Source organism: Marinobacter sp. (assembly GCF_041687235.1).
Classification (GTDB): domain Bacteria; phylum Pseudomonadota; class Gammaproteobacteria; order Pseudomonadales; family Oleiphilaceae; genus Marinobacter.
This window is the reverse complement of sequence record NZ_JAWLCH010000010.1, coordinates 79508-99910: the sequence shown is the minus strand read 5'-3', so window position 1 is coordinate 99910 and position 20403 is coordinate 79508. Positions and strand designations below refer to the sequence as shown.

At 57.0% G+C, this 20403-nt stretch carries 17 protein-coding genes and 1 tRNA gene; 6 read left to right on the top strand and 12 right to left on the bottom strand.

What is annotated here, in order from left to right:
- Positions 1-115: 115 nt before the first annotated feature.
- Positions 116-1363, bottom strand: coding sequence for a DNA repair protein (locus tag ACESMK_RS14405; RefSeq protein WP_373000115.1), 1248 nt, complete (start codon positions 1361-1363; stop codon positions 116-118).
- 204 nt (positions 1364-1567) lie between these two features.
- Positions 1568-3637, bottom strand: a complete 2070-nt coding sequence (locus tag ACESMK_RS14400; protein WP_373000112.1) for an FAD-dependent oxidoreductase — start codon at positions 3635-3637, stop codon at positions 1568-1570.
- Positions 3638-3790: 153 nt separating this feature from the next.
- On the opposite strand from ACESMK_RS14400, the gene ACESMK_RS14395 reads away from it, so the two are divergent.
- The gene (locus ACESMK_RS14395) at positions 3791-4840 is read left to right on the top strand and encodes an AraC family transcriptional regulator (RefSeq protein ID WP_373000109.1); all 1050 of its coding nucleotides are present in this window, start codon (positions 3791-3793) and stop codon (positions 4838-4840) included.
- A 209-nt stretch (positions 4841-5049) separates the two neighbouring features.
- Here ACESMK_RS14395 and ACESMK_RS14390 read toward each other — a convergent pair.
- Positions 5050-5126 (bottom strand) — tRNA-Asp (locus ACESMK_RS14390).
- A gap of 138 nt (positions 5127-5264) precedes the next feature.
- Positions 5265-6296 (bottom strand): AraC family transcriptional regulator, encoded by a 1032-nt coding sequence (locus ACESMK_RS14385; protein WP_373000106.1) that lies wholly within the window; start codon positions 6294-6296, stop codon positions 5265-5267.
- A 282-nt stretch (positions 6297-6578) separates the two neighbouring features.
- On the opposite strand from ACESMK_RS14385, the gene ACESMK_RS14380 reads away from it, so the two are divergent.
- A complete protein-coding gene (locus tag ACESMK_RS14380; RefSeq protein ID WP_373000103.1) occupies positions 6579-7454 on the top strand; it encodes a MaoC/PaaZ C-terminal domain-containing protein in 876 nt (291 codons plus the stop codon).
- Here ACESMK_RS14380 and ACESMK_RS14375 read toward each other — a convergent pair.
- Genes ACESMK_RS14375 through ACESMK_RS14365 form a run of 3 tightly spaced genes read right to left on the bottom strand, consistent with a single transcriptional unit; the run spans position 7451 to position 12153 of the window.
- Positions 7451-9034: a response regulator gene (locus ACESMK_RS14375; protein ID WP_373000100.1), complete on the bottom strand. Its 1584-nt coding sequence runs from the start codon at positions 9032-9034 to the stop codon at positions 7451-7453. The genes ACESMK_RS14380 and ACESMK_RS14375 overlap by 4 nt on opposite strands.
- Positions 9035-9078: 44 nt before the next feature.
- Entirely contained in the window at positions 9079-9705 is a 627-nt protein-coding gene (gene fixJ / locus ACESMK_RS14370) for a response regulator FixJ (RefSeq protein ID WP_373000097.1), read from the bottom strand.
- A 39-nt stretch (positions 9706-9744) separates the two neighbouring features.
- Entirely contained in the window at positions 9745-12153 is a 2409-nt protein-coding gene (locus tag ACESMK_RS14365) for an AAA family ATPase (RefSeq protein WP_373000094.1), read from the bottom strand.
- Positions 12154-12370: 217 nt separating this feature from the next.
- Here ACESMK_RS14365 and ACESMK_RS14360 point away from each other — a divergent pair, with 217 nt between their 5' ends.
- Complete coding sequence (locus tag ACESMK_RS14360; protein ID WP_373000091.1) at positions 12371-12748, top strand: PilZ domain-containing protein; 378 nt, start codon at positions 12371-12373, stop codon at positions 12746-12748.
- Between the two features lie 14 nt (positions 12749-12762).
- On the opposite strand, the gene ACESMK_RS14355 is transcribed toward ACESMK_RS14360, so the two are convergent.
- Positions 12763-13233, bottom strand: coding sequence for a flavodoxin family protein (locus tag ACESMK_RS14355; RefSeq protein WP_373000088.1), 471 nt, complete (start codon positions 13231-13233; stop codon positions 12763-12765).
- Between the two features lie 233 nt (positions 13234-13466).
- Here ACESMK_RS14355 and ACESMK_RS14350 point away from each other — a divergent pair, with 233 nt between their 5' ends.
- Positions 13467-13727, top strand: coding sequence for a hypothetical protein (locus ACESMK_RS14350; protein WP_373000085.1), 261 nt, complete (start codon positions 13467-13469; stop codon positions 13725-13727).
- Here ACESMK_RS14350 and recA read toward each other — a convergent pair.
- Both recA and pncC read right to left on the bottom strand, forming a co-directional pair.
- On the bottom strand, positions 13724-14770 hold the full coding sequence (gene recA, locus ACESMK_RS14345; protein ID WP_104323213.1) for a recombinase RecA: 1047 nt from the start codon (positions 14768-14770) through the stop codon (positions 13724-13726). The two genes, ACESMK_RS14350 and recA, sit on opposite strands and share 4 nt — an antisense overlap.
- Positions 14771-14934: 164 nt before the next feature.
- A complete protein-coding gene (gene pncC / locus ACESMK_RS14340; RefSeq protein ID WP_373000082.1) occupies positions 14935-15435 on the bottom strand; it encodes a nicotinamide-nucleotide amidase in 501 nt (166 codons plus the stop codon).
- A gap of 82 nt (positions 15436-15517) precedes the next feature.
- On the opposite strand from pncC, the gene mutS reads away from it, so the two are divergent.
- Positions 15518-18148 carry a DNA mismatch repair protein MutS gene (gene mutS, locus ACESMK_RS14335; RefSeq protein ID WP_373000079.1) on the top strand — a complete coding sequence of 877 codons (2631 nt, stop codon included), beginning with the start codon at positions 15518-15520 and terminating at the stop codon, positions 18146-18148.
- Positions 18149-18297: 149 nt separating this feature from the next.
- A complete protein-coding gene (gene fdxA / locus ACESMK_RS14330) occupies positions 18298-18621 on the top strand; it encodes a ferredoxin FdxA (RefSeq protein ID WP_088828887.1) in 324 nt (107 codons plus the stop codon).
- Positions 18622-18694: 73 nt separating this feature from the next.
- Here fdxA and ACESMK_RS14325 read toward each other — a convergent pair whose 3' ends face one another.
- Positions 18695-19333: a LysE family translocator gene (locus ACESMK_RS14325; protein WP_373000076.1), complete on the bottom strand. Its 639-nt coding sequence runs from the start codon at positions 19331-19333 to the stop codon at positions 18695-18697.
- Between the two features lie 24 nt (positions 19334-19357).
- The gene (locus ACESMK_RS14320; RefSeq protein ID WP_373000074.1) at positions 19358-20392 is read right to left on the bottom strand and encodes a hypothetical protein; all 1035 of its coding nucleotides are present in this window, start codon (positions 20390-20392) and stop codon (positions 19358-19360) included.
- Between the last annotated feature and the right edge of the window lie 11 nt (positions 20393-20403).

The window sequence follows — 20403 nt, the reverse complement described above, 5'->3', positions numbered from 1 at the left end:
AGTTTCCTGTGGTGTCGGGATGCGGCGGGGACGAACGAAACGGTCATCCCGGTGACAATCTGGCGTACAGTTTAACGAAAGTCACCCAGATACTGAAAAAAGTTGGGAAATCGCCCTAGCCCTGGTGCTTCTCACACCGGTCATCAACGCCCGGGCGGAACTCCGATGGCTGACTGATTCGAAGAATTGGCTCACCACATTGCTCGCCATCTTCGTTTTCATGGGCGCAGACAGGGTTCTCGTAGTGTTCGAGCCACTCCCGATAGGCAGGTTCGTTCATACCGCAACGTTCGGCTGCATACGCCGTGGGGTTGCTGAAGTAGGTGTCAATATCTTTGAAAGGCAGTGTCACGTGGCCGACGCCAGGTTGGTAGGCCACCAGAAAAACGGATTGGCGCTTGAGGTGATCGAGTATGGAATCTTCCGGCGGTTCGCGATTGCGGAGCTCGTGGTTTTCCTCTTCAAGGGCAACAATCTTCTCGTCCCGCAACTCCAGCTCACGCTGGCGCCGTTCCAGCTGTTCCCGGAGCAACAGGAGCTCAGCACCCGCGTTTGAATCCTCACGCTGTTTTTCCTCACCAACAGCGGCCATCTGCTCCTGCATGGCGAGGTATTGTTCGTTTCGTTCCGACAGACGCTTTTTGAGCTGCTCATTACTCAGGCGTTGGCGTTCGTACTTCTGCTCGAGATCCGCAAGATCACTGCGCAACCCCTGAATTTCCAGCCGATGTTCCCGCTGTAAATCCGACAGGGCATCGCGATGAACACTCTGCAGGGTCTTGATCCGCAGACGCTGCTCCCGGATCAACTGCGCAAGGCGGGAACGGTCCGCCGCTGCTGCGGACTCTTGCCGGTCAGCCGGATCTTCGGCCTGGTCACTGAGAACCGGAATATTCTCTTCCTGAACCGGCTCCATTTTCCGGAATTTGAGGCTGTTCGCCTCAACCGCTTTGCGGATTGCCTGGAAATGGTTGTTGCCGGGCGTCATGTCCGGGTCCCACAAATCCTCCTTGAACTTGGGGTCGGGGCATTGGCTCCGGCAAACCAGACGGATCGCACCGCCGCCCATGTCCGGCCCTTTGGCACCCATTCTGGCCAGCTCTTCAATTGGCACATTCCAGTGACTGTCGGCCCGACCTTCCTCATCAAACCAGATCCGGAAGAACACCAGAGCCTGAACCCGAAGATCACCACTGAGCTCGACCAGAACAGCCCTGACATCGGTTTCGGCAAGATCGGACAGGCCCACATAGCCATCCAGGAAGGCCCCGAACTCATTAGCCCGCATCTCCCGGGCCACCTGACTCCCCTCCACAAAAAATACCGCCGAATAACCATCGGTTGCCTGGTCGGCAGACACCATTGCAAATTCTCCAAAGTTCAACGACTCGACACCACACGATGGAAACCCCGAAGATGTTCCATCGGATATCGGTGCGGGCCTCTCCACCCTGCCCTCACAGGACAAAGGCGAAGAGGCAAGCTGACAGACTCAAAGTTATTAGTCTAGCCAGACAATCGTTTCTGCACAGGGAAAAACTGCAACGATTTGTGATCGCGTTTGCGCTTAAAGCTCCGCAGCCAGACGACTACCCTGGTTTATGGCCCGCTTGGCATCAAGCTCTGCGGCCACGTCTGAACCTCCGATCAGATGAACGGACAGGCCCGCCGCTTCCAGATCGCTCTGCAGCTCGCGCAGCGGTTCCTGACCCGCGCACACGATAATGGTATCCACCGGTAGCAGCCGATCCTCGCCCTGTTCCGCCCCTTTTGGCGTGACCGTTATGTGAAGCCCCTCGTCATCGATCTTGCGATAGGTCACACCGGGCACCATCTGAACCTGGCGGTTCTTCAGTGAGGTTCGATGAATCCAGCCAGTGGTTTTACCCAGATTCTTCCCGACTTTGGAAGCTTTACGCTGAAGCAGGTAAACCTCGCGGGCAGGCTCTGGCACATCCGGCTTCATACCCTGAATGCCACCTCGGTGCTCAACGCTCAGATCCACGCCCCACTCACGCATGAAGTGATCGGTGTCCATGGCGGCCGACGTGCCCTTGTGGACGATAAACTCGGAGACGTCGAAACCGATACCGCCGGCGCCGATCACTGCCACTCTCTGCCCGACCGGCTTGCGTTCCAGCAGGGCGTCCAGATAACCGATGACTTTCGGATGATCGATGCCCTCGATTTCGGGAGTGCGCGGCTTGACGCCCGTCGCCAGAATAACCTCATCAAAGCCGCCGGCCTTGAGATCTTCAGCACTGACACGGGTGTTAAGGCGGACATCCACCTGATGCTTGTCAAGCATCACCCGGAAATAACGCAGGGTTTCGTAGAATTCTTCCTTGCCCGGAATCAGCTTGGCAACGTTGAACTGGCCGCCAACCTCACTGCCAGCATCAAACAGGGTGACCTTGTGCCCCCGCTCCGCAGCTACCGTGGCAAATGCGAGGCCCGCCGGCCCGGCTCCGACCACTGCGATAGATTTGGGAGCGGCTGTTTTGACGTAGGTCAGTTCGGTTTCATGGCAGGCACGGGGATTCACGAGGCAGGAGGTCAGCTTGCCGCTGAAGGTGTGATCAAGACACGCCTGGTTACAACCAATGCAGGTATTGATCTCATCGGCGCGATCTTCCGCTGCCTTCAGCACCAGATCGGCATCTGCCAGGAACGGCCGGGCCATGGAAACCATATCGGCATCACCTTCGGCCAGAATCTTCTCGGCCACGTCCGGCATGTTAATCCGGTTGGTGGTGACCAGAGGAATACTTACCTCACCTTTCAGGCGCGCCGTGACCTTGGTAAAGGCGCCACGGGGAACCGAGGTGGCAATGGTGGGCACCCGGGCCTCATGCCAGCCGATGCCAGTATTGATGATGGTTGCACCCGCCTTCTCGATCTCCTTGGCCAGATGCACAACCTCTTCCCAGGTGCTGCCGTCTTCGATCAGGTCCAGCATGGACAGGCGGTAGATCAGGATAAAGTTCTCACCCACCCGTTCACGCACCCGACGCACGATTTCGATGGGCAGGCGAATCCGGTTTTCGTAACTGCCACCCCAGCGGTCGGTCCGGTGGTTGGTGTGGGAAACGATAAACTGGTTAATGAAATAACCTTCCGAGCCCATGACCTCGACGCCGTCATAGCCCGCCCGTTGCGCCAGCGCCGCACAATCGGCGTAGTCCTGGATCTGTTTTTCGATGCCCGCCTCGTCCAGTTCTTTTGGCTTGAACGGATTGATCGGCGCCTGAATGGCAGAAGGTGCCACCAACTCGGGAGAGTACGCGTAGCGACCCGCATGGAGAATCTGCATGCAGATTTTACCATCCGCTTCGTGCACCGCGTCGGTGATGATCCGATGCTTGTCGGACTCCTCTTCGGTGGTCATCTTGGCTGCGTGCTGGAACACCCCCCCTTCCACATTCGGGGCAATACCGCCGGTAACAATCAGGCCGGCACCACCACGGGCACGCTCTGCATAGAATGCCGCCAGCCGTTCAAAGCCGTTTTTGGCCTCTTCCAGCCCAGTGTGCATGGACCCCATCAGGGTGCGGTTACGCAGCCTGGTAAAACCAAGGTCCAGCGGTTCAAGCAGGTTCGGGTATTTGGCAACGCCAGGCGTGGTGCTCGCAGTCATGTTCGGCCTCCTCATCGTGATCTTCGGCGGGACGCCCGCAAATACCGGGCCCCGTTCATTGTTGAAACTTAAAGTACGCGTCACCCTTGCTATCGACAATATCCAGGAATAACATTTTATTATCTATGGATAACATGTCAGACAAAGACTTCAATGAGCGACCCGCGAGCAACGCCCCGCAAAAACCGAAACTCACTCGGCGACATCAGTGTCCTTTACGTTTCTGCGCTCATGAGGGCGGCCCAGGCCGAAGGCGCCGATACCGCCGAACTGGTATCCCGTTTCCAGCTTGACCGACAGACACTGACATCGCCGGAAGCACGTATCAGCATTCCAAGATTCATGCGTCTGGGACACGCGGCGATCAACGAAACCGGGAATCCGGCCCTGGGATTGCGGATGGGAGCGCTGTCGCGCCCTGTCGACGCCGGCATTGCCGGGCTCGCCGGCGAATCCGCCAGCACGGCTGGTGCGGCGATTCGCACACTCATCCGCTACGCCCTGCTGACCAGCCGCAACAGCCGTGGCGTTCCGATGGTCCGATCGGACACCCGCCAGGCGCTGTTCTACTCGATCCGCCCTTACAATGGTTTCAACTATTTCGTAGTGGATTCCGTTCTGGCGGCCTGGACCCAGTTCCTGCGAACCATCACCGGGCGCTATGACGTCCTGGAGAGGGTCACTATTGAGTACCGCTCCATCGGCCTGGATGAACTGTTCGAGAGCTGGTTCCGCTGTCCGGTGCAGTTCGGAGCCTCTACAAACAGTCTCACCGTGCGAAAGGACATCTGGGAGAGCGAGAGCCGACAGGCCCAGCCGGCCATGCACGAAAAACTGACAGAACTCTGCGAGCGGGAAATGCAGCAAATCAGGCGGGGATGGACAACGGGAGACCGGGTAAAAAACCTTCTGACGCCCATGTTCCGGGGCGAAACGCCCAGCCTGGAGACCATCGCAATGAAGCTTGGTACCGCGCCCTGGACACTACAGAGAAAGCTGGCGACGGAGGGCACCGGGTTCAGGGAGCTGGTTGATGAAACCCGGAAACAATTGGCCCGGGACTACATTCGTGAAACCGACACGTCACTGGCAGAAATTGCCTGGCTTCTGGGCTTTGCCAATCCCGCGGCCTTTCACAAGGCTTATCGGCGGTGGTTCAGCGTGAGTCCGGGAGAGCATAGAAAGTACTTGCGGCATTCCTGAGCTCAGAGCTCGGTGGCGTCGTCCCAGCCGTCATCGTCTTCGAATTCTTCAAACTGGCTTTCGATCAATTCTTCTTCGTAATCACGCATCGGTGTCGTCCTGTTCCTGATCTTTCAGCAACAGACTAGAGCGAGTCAATGACAGAATAATGACAGAGTTCCGGACTGGTTAAATCCAGAAAAACGGGGAGATTCAACAGGGGATAAAAATGGCGGAGCGGACGGGACTCGAACCCGCGACCCCCGGCGTGACAGGCCGGTATTCTAACCAACTGAACTACCGCTCCGTGCGGTTTGACACAATTCGCCTTTGGCAGGCGGTGCAGTCAGGGGTGTGACTGCTCTGTGACAACGAGGGCGCATTATAAAGAGGCGCCCTGTTATGTCAACGCTTTTTCTGAAAAAAATTCAGAAAAAGCGTCCTGTTACATGGCATCGACCATGGCGTCCTTGCCCTGCGCGGTTTTTCGGTATTCGATCGGTGTCATACCCGACCAGCGCTTGAATGCGCGGTAAAACGTACTGGGCTCGGAGAAGCCGGTGAGATAGACGATTTCGTCAATGGATTCATCGGTGGTTGCCAACAACTGACGGGCCAGCCGATAACGAAAATCAGCCAACACCTGATTGAAGCTGGTCTCCGCTTCTGTCAGCCGTGTACGCAGAGTTCTCGGCTTGATACCAAGACGTTCAGCCACAGCATCCAGAGTGACTTCCCCGCTGTCCAGAAGCTCCGCAACAATCCGCTCCACCTGGCCAACGATATCCTTTTTCTCCAGCCGGGCCACCTGCTCACTGGCAAAACGCTCATGCAGGTCCAGCAGCTCAGGCTCCGCATGTGGCGAAGCATGGGAAAGCAGCTTTGCGGGGAAGTAAAGTCGGTTTTCCTCGGCACCGAAGGTGACATCGCAGCCCAGGATCTCACGGACATGATCCTGACCCTCGGCCCGTTCGTGCTCGAATTCGATCCGTGAGGGGTGGAAACTGTCATCGGTAATCGAACGGAAAAAGGTGATCAATCCTTGCACGAAACATTCGTTGAAGTGTTTGAGCCTGCGAACATCATCAGACGCCGTATCCAGAACCATGCAGGCATCGTCACCTTCGATAAAGAAGTCGGTATTTGCTGCATCACTCAACAAACGCTGATAATTCTGAGCCCGCCTCAGACCTTCTCCGAAGGTCGGGCTGCTGAGAAAAAGGTATTCCAGTACCTGGCCCTTGTAGGCAGGCAGTAATTGCCCAAGGTGCAGCCCTATATCCGGATCACCGGAAACGTCTTCTACAGCCTGCCAGAAATACATCTGGGCACTGTGGGGGGTTCGAAGCTGCTCGGTATAAACGTAATTCTCATCCACGCCCAGGCGGCTGAAAATGGCATTTGTATCGATTCCCTTCTTTTTCATCGCCTCATAAATCAGGCGCAACATCACTCCCGCGTCACGAAGTTCCTGCATAAGATTCCGCTTTTTATTGGTTTACTGCTGTGACCTTCCCGACAGCCACTGTGGCACGCCAGGTCAATGCCTGATCTGGAGTGGTTTGCCAGACTCCAGAGGTTCGTCAGACTCAAGGGGCCTATGAAACGCACCCTGTTAGACAATCGTCTTATATTAGAGCATATCAGGCCACAGACGCCGAGTTGTACCAAAATGTAAAAAAAAGCATGCCCTTTGCTTCAAAGCTATCCGTTCAGGTAATGCCGGAATTGATAGTCCGGGCCGCCAAGGAGAACAGCAATGTCAGAGACCCTCGTTTACCACAACACGCCGCCTGCCTTGTTGCCAATGTATGGCAGAGCGCTGCTGCCAAAGCAGATGCAAACGGGCGGCGATGTCAGCATCCCGACTCTCTCAGCGAGCCTGCTCGGTGTCAGCACCGCCGGTAAGAACCTGAAGCGCTACCAGGAAGTATGTGGCTTCGTGGCTCACAGTCATCTGCCAGTTACCTGGCCTCACGTGCTGGCGTTTCCTTTGCACCTAAAGCTGCTCACGGAGAAAAACTTTCCCCTGCCGCTGCTTGGCCTGGTCCACCTGAGAAACTCGATTACCCAACACAGACCGATCGGTAGCGGGGAGAGCCTGGATCTTCACGTGAGCCTGGGGAATACCATCAAGAGTGGCCGCGGCGTGGAATTCGATCTGATTACAGAGGCCCGCTCGGCGGGCAGACTTGTCTGGGAAGAGGCCAGTACAACGCTGTACCGACAACCGGATGGTGAGGACAAATCCTCGGGCAAAAAGGCACCGCCAAAGCTGACACGCTATCCGAACACCGAGAACCTGAAGGCGCCCGAGTCCATTGGCCGGCAATATGCCCGGGTATCCGGTGACAGCAACCCGATCCACATGCACGCCCTCAGCGCCAAGGCGTTCGGCTTTCCAAAGGCCATCGCCCATGGCATGTGGACCAAGGCCCATGCACTCGCGCTACTGGAGCAACAGGCGGGCTGGCAAAGCGACGCCCTGCGCGTCAGTTGCCAGTTCAAGAAACCACTGTTTCTTCCAGGCACAGCCCAGTTGAACTGGAACTCGGGGGAGAAGGGCTGGGACTACCAGGTCTTGAACGCCAAAGGCGATGCGCCCCACCTGACCGGGCGCATCGACTGGCTTTAGCCTTCGGAAGCCTGACTTTCAGGTGCACAGGGGGCCCCCTGTGCGCCGGCAATCGGGAGCGTAAAGTAGAAACAGGCGCCACCGTCTTCAGGACGTTCGAAGCCGATATCTCCACCCTGGGCCTGAATCAGGGAGCGGCAGGTTGATAGCCCAATCCCCATGCCCTCATCCTTGGTGGTGAAGAACGGCAGGAACAGCTTTTCTTCCGCGTCGTCCGAAAGCCCAACACCATGGTCACGTACCTGAATACGAACGCAGGTGTCTCCCTGAAGACTGGCCGTAACTTCAACCGGAGCATTTGAATCAACGCTGCTGGTGGCTTCCAGAGCGTTACGGATCAGATTAAGGGCCACCTGCTGCACCTGCACCGGGTCTGCCAGAACTTCCGGCATGTCCTCGGGCACCGAAAGCTCGATGGCACCCTTGTTGTTCCGCATATCCACCTCGGCGAACTGTCGGGTGTCCTCGAGCAACGCAGAGACCGAAAGTACTTCCTTGCCGGTGGCAGGTTTTTTCATGAATCGCCGGATCCGGCGAATGATCTCACTGGCCCGATGGGACTGGGCCTCGATCTTGTCCAGAGTTTCCTGAAGCAGGCCCATGTCCGCATTTTCCTTCGCCATCATCCGCTTGGCAACGCGGGCATAATTGGTGATGGCTGTCAGCGGCTGGTTCACCTCGTGGGCTACGCCGGCGGCCATTTCTCCCATAGTGGTCAGGCGAGAGGTATGAGCCAATTGGTCCCGCTGTTCCTGCACAAGTTGCCGGGCATCCTCCAGCGCCTTTTCGTTATCCAGTTCTGCGGTGATGTCCCGGAACACCACAACGGCACCGTGAAGTTCGTCTGCGTCAAGCTTTGGTGTAGAGCGATACTCCGCCGGAAAACCGGTTCCGTCAGCACGCAGCATGCGAATATCGCGCTGGTTCTCGGCAACACCCTGCTGACAGGTAGCCTTCACCGGAAGGCTGTCCGGGTTGTCACCGGCGGTGGCGAAATGGGTTTCGAAGAAGTTTCGGCCGATCAGTTCTTCCACCGGGCAACCGACAATGGAGGCGGCCGCCGGGTTCGCAAACTCAATCACGCCGTTCTCATCGAGGCCGTAAATGCCCTCGCTGATGGAATTAAGAATTCGAGCCTGATCGCTCTGGAGCTCACGGTTGCGAGCCTGCAACTCCCTCTCGAGGCGAATGACACTGGCGTGGGTTTTCACCCGTGCAATCACTTCCTGGGACTGAAATGGCTTGGAGATGTAATCCGCGCCCCCAAGGGAAAAGCCTTTGACCTTCGCCTGCAGATCGTCCAGTGCGGACAGAAACACAACGGCACAGTCTGATGTTTGTGGATCGGCCTTCAGTCGCTCACAGACTTCATAGCCATCCATCTCCGGCATCATGATATCCAGGAGAATCACTTCAGGCTGATGACGGTGCGCAAGATCCAGGGCCTTTTCGCCTTCGTTGGCAATCAGCAGCCGGTAACCTTTATCTTTCAGGGTCTCATAGAGGACTTTCAGGTTCTGCGGGTTGTCGTCGACAAGCAGAACCGTCACCTCCGAGTTCTCGCTGACAGCTTCAGTCATAGTTTCGGGCCGGTTAAAAAAGTAACCGTATGATGCCGCCGGGATCACCCTGCGTCGATAAGGTCCTTTACGGACAGGACCATACGTACGAGATGTGCCAGGGAGTGGGTACCCATCTTGTGCATAACGCGGGAGCGGTGGATCTCTACCGTGCGCTGGCTTATCTCCAGCTCAATGGCGATCACCTTGTTGGCCTGGCCGGCAATCATCCGGTCCATGATTTCGTGTTCCCGGGGAGTCAGGCTCTTGATGCGGCGAATGATCTCCTGCTTTTCATCCAGGGATTTACGCTGCTCCAGATCCTGCTTCAGCGCCGCCTCGATCTTTTCCAGCAAAGCCTCTTCACGGTATGGCTTCTGGATAAAGTCCACCGCCCCCTCTTTCATGGCATCTACCGCCATGGGTACATCGCCGTGTCCGGTTACAAAGATAATCGGCAGGATGGAGTGCTTTTCATTGAGCTTTTTCTGAAGTTCCATACCGTCCATGCCTGGCATGCGGATATCCAGCACAATGCAGCCTGCCATCTTGTCGGAATAGTCCTTCAGGAAAGCATTGGCACTCTCATAGGTCTGGACCGGCTTGCCGTCGGATTTCAGCAGCAGCTCCAGGGAATCGCGGACTGCTTCATCGTCCTCTACCACGTACACGGTTTGCTGGATATCAGTCATGGGTGTGTTCTCTCCTGTCCGTTTTCTTATGATCGCCGGTCAGTGAATCGACGGGTCTTTATGGTCATCACGGGCATGTTCCTGGCGCTCGTGTTCCCGCATTTTCTCAAGCCGTTGCTGGATAATGCCAAAAACGCTCTGCTTCGGGTACCTGCCTTTGTCGTCGGCCTTGCCCGCAGGCTTGCCAAGCAGCAGGGTTATGGCCTCTTCCACCCGGGCAACCGCATACACCGAAAACTGCCCTTTGCGCACAGCCTGCACGACTTCGCTGTCGAGCATCAGGTTCTGCACGTTGGTCGTTGGCACAATGACACCCTGAGTACCCGAAAGCCCACCCTTGAGCTGACAGGTGGTGAAAAAGCCTTCCACCTTTTCGTTCACGCCACCAATGGGCTGAACCTCGCCAAACTGGTTTACAGAGCCTGTAATGGCCAGATCCTGCCGCACCGGAATACCCGACAGGGACGAAATCAGCGCGCACAGCTCTGCCAGGGAGGCACTGTCACCATCAACCTCACCGTAGTTCTGCTCGAATGTCAGGCTGGCTGACAGGTGCATCGGGTCATTGACCGCAAAATGGGAGGCGAGCCAGGAACTCAGGATCATTACGCCCTTGGAATGGATATTCCCGCCGAGCTTCACATCTCGCTCAATATCCATCACCGCGCCATCTCCATAATAGCAGGTAGCCGTGACGCGGTTCGAAAGCCCGAACTCAAAACCGCCCGTGGACAGTACCGACAGCGCATTAACCTGGCCAACATACTTACCACTGGTTGTTACGAGCGTCGAGCCATCGCGGATGGAATCGTAGAACTGATCCCGGATCCGGCTGCTACGGTATTTCGCACTTTCCAGCGCGCGTTCCACATGGAGATCCTGAATCAGCCGGGCGCCGGCCTGCCGAGCCCAGAAATCCGACTCCCGCAGAAGATTGGCAATGTCCGCAGCATGCAGGGAAAGCCGGTCCTGATGCTCGGCCATTCGGGCACTGTGCTCAATAATCCGGGCAACCGCCTTGTTCGAACAATGCAGCAGTTTCTTCTCACTCACAAGGCTTGCAATAAACTTGGCGTAGAGCAACTGACTGTCATCCGAGCGGTACATCTCGTTCTCAAAATCCGCTGTGACACGAAACAGCTCGGCAAACTCCGAATCGTACTCCTGCAGAAGCATCCAGGTTTCCCGATCGCCGAACAGAACAATTTTGACATCCAGGGGTACCGATTCCGGTTCGATGGAGATAGTTCCTGAAAGCGTCAGTTCCCGCTCGAGGGAGTTGATCTGTATCGACTTCGAACGCAGGGCACGCTTCAGCCCATCCCATACAAAAGGCTGCTCCAGCACCTTGATAGCGTCCATTAACAGGTAGCCACCATTGGCCCGATGCAGGCTGCCCGGCCGGATAAGGGAGAAATCCGTAAACACGGTGCCCTTGTAGGTAACGTTCTCCACATAGCCAAACAGGTTGTGATAAGTGGGGTTATCCTCCACCACCATCGGCACCTCATTGGTTTTCTGGTGAACCAGAACGTTGACCAGGTACCGGCGAGGCATCTTCTTGTCGAGGGATGCGTAGGCGATCGCCGCCTGCTCTTCGTTATCATCGAGAAATATCTCGAGATTCTCCACCAGATCCGCCCGAACCGCCTCAAAATAGGCAACCACATCCGGCAGATCCTTGTATTTCTCAATCAGCTCGTCAATCTGGTGACCAGAGATGCCTTCGAGGGTTTCCTGGTTCAGCGCCTGTTGTTTATCGGCATACTCCTGCTCCCAGTCCGCCAGTTTGCGCAGGGCCTGCCGGAGCTTTTTCTCAAGCTTGTTGATGGCATCCTCAAACTTGTCGCGCTGCTCGTCAGTCAGCGCCTGGAAGGATTCAGCGGTATGGGGCTCGTCACCATTCATGGCAACCAGCCGGTAACCACCTGGCGTGGTCACGGTCAGACTGACTTTTTTGCGCCTGGCCTGGGCCGCCACTTTTTCCAGCTCGTCTTCCTGCTTCTTGCCGTATTCGTTCTTCAACTGTTCCGAACGTTCCAGGAAACTGTCGCTGTCGAAGGTCTGGGGAATCACCTTGACCAGGCGACTCATCAGCTTTTCCATATCCTGTTTGAGCTGGGTGCCCTTGCCTGCCGGAAGCTGCAGCAGCTTGGGAATACGCGGCTCTTCGAAGTTGGCCACGTAGCACCAGTCATGGCTCTGCTGATCGGTATCCACATGATGCTCGAGGTACCGCAACATCATGGTGCGCTTGCCCAGGCCATTTCGGCCAACGGCATAGACGTTGTAACCGCCGTGGGGCATTGCCAGAGCAAAACGCACAGCTTCCTGGGCGCGGTTCTGGCCAACGATTTCGGCCAGGGGCTCCAGTTGCTTGGTGGTTTTGAATGGCAGATCTTTCAGAACACAGGCTTTGTAAAGCTGGTGCAGGGACAGTGACTTCAAGGTTCGGTCCTGTAACGGTTGACACATTGGCCGGTCATTGTAGATTCTGCAGTCGGCTCTGTCGCGTTCGGCACGAAGATTTCTGGCGTTGCGCACAGTGCGCGGGATTTTGCTAGGCAGTTCACAAATTCACCGCCGTTCATTTTTCAGCCAGTCTTTCCGGGACTACACTTCACCTCCCGACAACAAATACAATGCACGCAACGGATGCCAGCGTATGACCAGTGATTCCGCAGAACGCAGAATCAAGGATCGCTACCCAGCCTCCTGCCTGAAGGTCCAACTTCGGGAGCGTGGCTTTTTTGGCCGGGGGAAGCACGCCACGCCGGTTACCTGCCTGGATCTGAACCGATACGGCATGGCCGTACTCTGTCCCAGGCCTGTGGAACCAGGTGCCCGTCTGTTCCTGGATTTTGACGGCAAATACATCAGCGAATCGCGGGTTTGCGCCCTGGTGGTGGATTGCCAGCCATACCAGACCGGCTTCCGGGTGAGCGTCCAGTTCAGTTATTGCCTCGACAAGAAAAGGTATTCCCGTACGGTTGACAATGCCCTGTCGCGAATTGAAGGCTTCTATAACCGGTTCGCCAGTTAAACCGGGCACTGCCCCTATACTAGCCCGGCATCCAGGCTCGCGGCCACATACATCCCCAGCTCACGGCACTGATCTTCAAAATCGTCCCGATACTCACCGCGGCAAATCAGGGGTTCCTGAATACGCTTCCAGCGCAGGCCGGTGGTAATGCTTTCAATGGCCCTATGGGTACCTGTGCCGTCATGACCTGCACGAACGTAGTAGGCAAAGGGCAACCCCTGGGTTTTTTCCAGGCATGGATAGTAGCTGCGATCGAAGAAATCCTTCAAAGCACCGCTCATATACCCCAGATTCTCGGTTGTCCCCAGAATGATCGCATCACAGGCGAGAACATCTTCAGGACCTGCTTCCAGGGGCGCCAGCACTCTTACCTTGACGCTTTCGATGTCTTCATGCCGGGCACCCTGCTCGACCGCTTCCCGAAGCTTGAGAGTATTCGGGGAAGGCGCATGGGCGACGATCAACAATGTCTTTTTTGCTTCCATACTGTGTCTGGCTTGTCGCTGTAGAGCAAAGAAACTGAGCACGGAGCGAGTATGACCGTATTCCAATACCAGCTCAAACCAACGAACGAGGCAGCAAGCACAGTTGCTCCTTTTTTCGAGCAGCACAGAACTGAAATCAGGCGATCTGTTACGAGCACTTTCAGGCCATCTGAACCGATACCCCGCATCGATTTCTCCCTACTATGGGTCAGACAGCACAGGAGGAGGAGACGATGCGCGATCTCAATGTAAAAAAACTACATGAGCTCTACCGTAGAATGAAGTACAGGCGGTGGATCAAGAACCAGTTACAGCAAGCTGGGGGCGAAGATTACCTCAAGCGCCTGGAGGTCGACATTGGCGCCGAGCCGGGGTACTTCAGGAGAGAACTGGAGGAGCGGCTGATACCCGCAGAGAAATCGGAGGGCGGCAAAAGTGCGGCAGGCCTGAATTTACGCCTGCCGCCCCTTGGTACTTTGCTCAGGAAGGTTTAAAGCAGCTCGCCGTTCGCTTCTGCCGGCGCCTCTTCCGCCTCTTTCTTGGAGACAGGCTTGGGCATCAATTTGTCCCGAACCTTGGCTTCGATCTCGTTGGCAATGTCCATGTTTTCTTCCAGGAACTTGCAGGCGTTGGCCTTGCCCTGGCCGATCTTGTCACCGTTGTAGGCGTACCAGGCGCCGGACTTGTCCACAAAGCCTTCCTTGACGCCCATGTCCAGCACTTCTGCCATGTGGTAGATGCCCTTACCGTACATGATCTGGAACTCCGCCTGTTTGAACGGCGGCGAAACCTTGTTCTTGACCACTTTAACGCGGGTTTCGTTACCAACCACTTCATCGCCGTCCTTGACCGAACCGATTCGACGGATATCGAGACGCACAGAGGCGTAGAATTTCAGTGCGTTGCCACCAGTGGTGGTTTCCGGGCTGCCGAACATAACACCGATTTTCATGCGGATCTGGTTGATGAAGATCATCAGGCAGTTGGCGTGCTTGACGTTACCCGTCAGTTTCCGCAGCGCCTGGGACATCAGCCGGGCCTGCAGACCAACGTGGCTGTCGCCCATTTCACCCTCAATCTCCGCCTTCGGCGTCAGGGCCGCCACGGAGTCAACGATGATAACGTCAACCGCGTTTGAGCGGACCAGCATATCGGCGATTTCCAGGGCCTGCTCGCCGGTATCCGGCTGGGACACCAGCAAATCGTCCACATTGACACCCAGCTTCTCAGCGTAGACCGGATCGAGTGCATGCTCGGCATCTACAAACGCACAGGTTTTGCCAGCCTTCTGGGCCTCCGCGATCACCTGCAGGGTAAGCGTGGTCTTACCGGAACTCTCCGGACCGTAGATTTCGCAGATCCGACCATAGGGAAGACCACCAATACCCAGGGCTACGTCCAGCCCCAGGGAACCGGTGGAGACCGCAGGAATGGCTTCGCGGGGCTGATCGCCCATTTTCATGACAGCGCCCTTGCCAAACTGGCGCTCGATCTGCCCAAGTGCTGCGCTCAATGCTTTCTTGCGGTTGTCTTCCATCAGTGCAAACCCTCTGTCGCCCGGGCCACCAACCTCAGATAAAGGCCGGTAGCGAAATAGTAGATCGGGAATCCGTACAGCTTAACCAGCGAATTCCCTGTATATTTGAACAGTATTAAAACATAACCCGCAAAGGAGACCAACCCCTCCGGATGTGAAAGCCGTCAGAGTTCGCTGACAAAATCATTAACCCCTTGAAGCGCAAAGAGAACGGCTTGTCGGCGAACCTGATCACGATCACCCTCAAAGTGCTTTACCACCGCCACGGTGGAGGCCGGACTGCTACCCCAGGCAAACCAGACGGTGCCCACAGGCTTATCCTCACTGCCACCTCCGGGGCCGGCTACACCGCTGATGGCCACGGCAACGTCCGCGTCTGTGGCCACAAGGGCACCGGCCACCATTTCCCGCACCACCGGTTCGCTGACCGCCCCGTGTTCATCCAACGACTTCCGGGTCACGCCCAGCAACCCCTGCTTGGCCTCATTGCTGTAGGTTACCAGCCCGCCCAGCACGTAAGCCGAGGACCCGGCCCGGTCGGTCAGTACCTTGGCAACCCAGCCACCGGTACAGCTTTCCGCCGTAGATACACTACGGCCGGTGCGCAGCAACTGTTCACCAAGGCGGTTGCCCGCCTCTTCCAATTCCTGATCGCTGGCCAGCATAATGACCTCCTTCGTTTCATCACGACGGTTATTTTCTTACAATTCACGCCTTCATCCAAAGCAAGGCTACCCGGACCCGTTCATGTCAGCAGCTCAGACCGATCTTTCCAAGCACACCCCCATGATGCAGCAGTACCTGAAGATCAAGGGCCAGCACCCTAATGAACTGGTGTTCTACCGCATGGGGGATTTTTACGAGCTTTTCTACGAAGACGCCAAGAAAGCAGCCGAGCTGATGGACATCACCCTCACCGCCCGGGGACAGTCCGGGGGCAACCCGATCCCCATGGCGGGCATCCCCTATCATTCCTCCGAGGGCTACATTGCCCGGCTGGTTCGGGCAGGTCAATCCATCGCCATTTGCGAGCAGATTGGTGACCCGGCCACCAGCAAGGGTCCGGTGGACCGACAGGTGGTAAGGATCGTTACACCGGGCACACTGAGCGACGATGCCTACCTGGAGGATCGCCGGGACAATCTGCTGGTCGCTATCTATAACCACCGGGAACAGTTTGGTTTTGCCTCACTCGACATCTCCAGCGGCCGTTTTGCCGTTTCAGAGCTGGAGAATCTGGAAGCCCTGCAGGGGGAGCTCCAGCGGCTGCGCCCGGCGGAAATTCTGATCAGCGAGGATTTTCCCTATCAGGAGGTATTAGAGGGCTTTACTGGAATTCGGCGCCAGGGCCCCTGGCTGTTCGAATCCGATACAGCCCGCCGGGTGATCACCCAGCAGTTGCAGGTGAGGGATCTGACCGGTTTCGGCTGTGAGGACCTCAATCTGGCCGTCTGCGCTGCCGGCTGCCTGCTGCAGTATGCAAAGGAGACCCAGCGCACCGCCCTGCCCCACATTCGGAAGCTGACCCGTGAACGGCGGGATGAAGCTGTCATCATGGATGCGGCCAGCCGCCGCAACCTGGAAATCGACACCAACCTCATGGGCGGCCACCAGTACACCCTGGCCTGGGTGATGGACCGCACCGCCACCGCCATGGGTGGCCGGGAGCTTCGGCGCTGGCTGAACCGCCCGCTGCGGGATGTGGAGATTGTTCGCCAGCGCCAACAGGCGGTTTCCGCACTCCTTGACGGGTTTCATTACGAGCCGGTACATGACCTGCTGAAAACCGTAGGCGACATTGAGCGGGTATTGGCCCGGGTCGCCCTGCGCTCGGCTCGTCCAAGGGATCTGGCCCGGTTACGGGATGCTTTCCAGGCATTGCCGGAGCTTCAGCAGACTCTGAAGCCGGTGAACTCGCACCATATCGTCAAACTGGCCACCACCATCGGCGAATACCCGGAACTGGCCGACCTGCTGGAGCGGTCCATCATCGACAATCCCCCGGTTGTCATTCGCGAGGGTGGCGTCATACGGGAAGGATTCGACGAAGAACTGGACGAACTGCGCAACATCAGCGAGAACGCCGGCCAGTATCTGCTGGACGTGGAAACCCGGGAGCGGGACCGCACCGGCATCAGCACCCTGAAGGTGGGTTACAACCGGGTCCACGGCTATTACATCGAAATCAGCCGGGCCCAGTCAGACCAGGCACCGGTGGACTACATTCGTCGGCAGACCCTGAAAAATGCCGAGCGTTTCATCACGCCGGAACTCAAGGAATTTGAAGACAAGGCCCTGAGCGCCAAAAGCCGGGCACTAGCCCGTGAGAAAGGCCTGTACGATGAGGTGCTGGAAACCGTGGCCGGGCAACTGGCGCCGCTGCAGGATGCCGCTCAGGCACTGGCAGAGCTGGACGTACTGAGCAATTTCGCCGAGCGCGCCACCTCCCTGCGTTTTTCGGCGCCGGAATTCAGCGAATCCCCGGGTTTCGACATTGAGGAAGGCCGCCACCCGGTGGTGGAACAACTGCTGGATGAGCCTTTCGTACCCAATGATCTGCTGATGGACACCCAGCGCCGAATGCTGGTGATTACCGGCCCGAACATGGGCGGTAAATCCACCTACATGCGCCAGGCTGCCCTGATTGCCCTGCTCGCCTACACGGGCAGCTTTGTGCCCGCCAACCGCGCAGTGATCGGCCCGGTGGACCGGATTTTCACCCGAATGGGCTCCTCGGATGACATCGCAGGCGGCCGCTCCACCTTCATGGTGGAAATGACCGAAACCGCCAACATCCTCCACAACGCCACGGAGCACAGCCTGGTACTGATGGATGAGGTGGGTCGCGGCACCAGCACCTTTGATGGTCTGTCACTGGCCTGGGCGACTGCCGAGCACCTGGCCCGGGAAATCCGCTGCTACACCCTGTTCGCCACCCACTACTTCGAGCTCACCCAGCTCGCCGACGAGCTCCAGCATGCCGTCAACGTGCATCTGACTGCCACCGAACACGATGACAGCATCGTGTTCCTGCACAACGTGCACGATGGCCCGGCAAGCCAGAGCTACGGGCTGCAGGTAGCCAAGCTGGCCGGCGTACCCCAGGATGTGATCCGCAACGCCAAAACCCAGCTCTCCCATCTGGAAGGTAGTGCCTCTCCAAAGGCGCCGGCAGACACGGGCGGCGAACCGCAAAAAGACACGCCCCGCACCAAACCAGCAACGCAGGTCAGCGAACCGGTTTACCAGGGCGATATGTTCGCCAGCATCGAGCCCAGTGCCGTGGAGGGCGCGCTTAAAGAACTGGATCTTGATGGGCTAACACCCCGAGATGCCATGAACCAGCTCTACGAACTGAAGGCTCTGATGAAGAAATAGCGCAAAATTGATCTGTGTAATAAGGTTATAGCAGCCCAACGCTTGCGGCTGTGCGGGTCGCTCCCTACAATATCGCGCACTAAAATATAACGGCGGCGCCCGATGGCGCTCCTGATGAGACTGACCACCACTGGACCAGGGATCTGACTATGGCGTTTATCGTTACTGATAACTGCATCAAGTGTAAATACACAGACTGCGTGGAAGTCTGTCCGGTAGATTGCTTCTACGAAGGACCGAACTTTCTGGTAATCGACCCGGACGAATGTATCGACTGCGCCCTGTGCGAGCCCGAGTGCCCGGCCGAAGCCATTTTCTCGGAAGACGAGCTGCCGGCCGATCAGGTCCAGTTTGTGGAGCTGAATGCCGAGCTGGCCGCAAAATGGCCGAACATCACCGAAAAGAAAGACCCGCTGCCCGACGCCGAAGAGTGGGATGGCAAGCCGAACAAGCTTCAGTATCTGGAGAAGTAAGACTTCAGAGCTGAAACGGAAAAAGGGAAGCTGCGGCTTCCCTTTTTCTTTGTGCGAAGAGCATCAGAAACGGTCAGGTACTGGCGAGTTTGGCCCCCATGGCCACGAAAAACCCACCGGTCAGGCCGTTCAGCATCCGTTTCATCCGCGCATTCACGCCCAGACTCCGGAAAGTGACCACCACCCAGGCCAGACCACACTGCCAAAGCATGGCCAGCAGGAAATGCACCCCGGCCAGCATCAGTGACTGCTGAAAGGCGTTACCTGCGGGATCCACAAACTGTGGTAGCAGGGCCATATAGAACAGCGCGGTTTTCGGATTCAGAACGTTGGATAACAGCCCCTCACGGAATGACGCCACCATGGTGACCTTCCGGCGAGCAACCTTTTCCTCTTTTACCTCGGGTGCGTCGCCACGGCGAAGGGCTTGGCGCAATGAACCGATGCCCAGCCACACCAGGTAGCAGGCACCGGCCCATTTCAGGGCTGAAAAGGCCCAGGCGGTTTCCACCAGCAGAAGGGAAATACCCAGAGCAGAGAGCGTGGCATGAATAAACAGGCCGCTGCAAATGCCAACGCTGGTGACACAGCCATCCCGCAAACCACCCCGGCCGGTATTACGCATCACCAGAAGGGTATCAACACCCGGTGTAATGGTGAGCAGGGTAATTGCGACGAGATAGGCCCAGAACAGATCCGAGATCAAAACCATTCCCTCATAAACACTTGAACGAAATCAGGCTTCCTGCTGGAGAATCTTGCGCGCAGCGGCAGACTTATAAAACGGTGCAAGCCGCCGGCGAATCAATGCCTCAACATAGCCCTCTTCCCGCAATACGTCTATAACCGGAATTGCGTAGGCATCAATCTCCGCCATGACGACTTCGCGGCTTACCCCCATATCGCCGAGCAAGTCTGTGAGCGGGCGTTCGCCATATTTTACGAACAGATGGGAAACCACCGCCCGGGCACAGTTCTCGAAGTATCCGGTCTTGCGGAACTGCAGCCAGAACTCATACCCCAGCACCACAAACTCTTGCAGCTCAACATCTCCCAGGCCCTCATGCAACTCGGCAATGGTACGGTCTTCCAGCGACACCCAGGCCGCCATGACGCTGTCCCGGAGCTCGTCGTCAGACAGGGCACTATGCAGGAACTGCTCACTGCGGCTGATCAATCCGGGCAGGCTGTCAGACAGCCAGGTCTTAAGGCGACGTTCAAAAGTTTCATCCAGTCCCGGTACTGCCCTGTTGGCCATGCGCTTGCCGAACTTCATCATTGAACCAACGCCCGGTACAGATTTGGTGATCAGGTTATCCTCGTAGAGGTAGTTCACCAGGCCGTGGTAAACCACATTGGACACCAGCTCCTGATAGACCGGATGGGCCATGATCTCACTGATCACGCGCTCCCGCTGATGCTTGAGTTCCAATGCCTCCTCCAGAAAGCCGGTGGCCTGTTCACGGGTGATAATCTCGCCCAGAGTCGTTTTCGACTGCACGTCTGCGTTGAGTACTTCCGTTGCCATTTCCGCTGCCAGCTCGGGAATCCCTGCATCCAGCTCCATATCCATAACAACGCGCTGGATGACCCCCATTACCTGCTCCTCCGAGGTGATCCGGCTCAGGGTAATTTCACTGGCATAACCCCACAGCTCATTCAGCTCATGCTCCAGAAACTTGCGCAACTTCGGCCCCTTGAGCGAGGCCAGCTCATGTTTCACATGCTGCTCCAGCAGCTGGTTGGCGAGATCCGTTTTGCCTTTGGTCATGGCATCAGTTG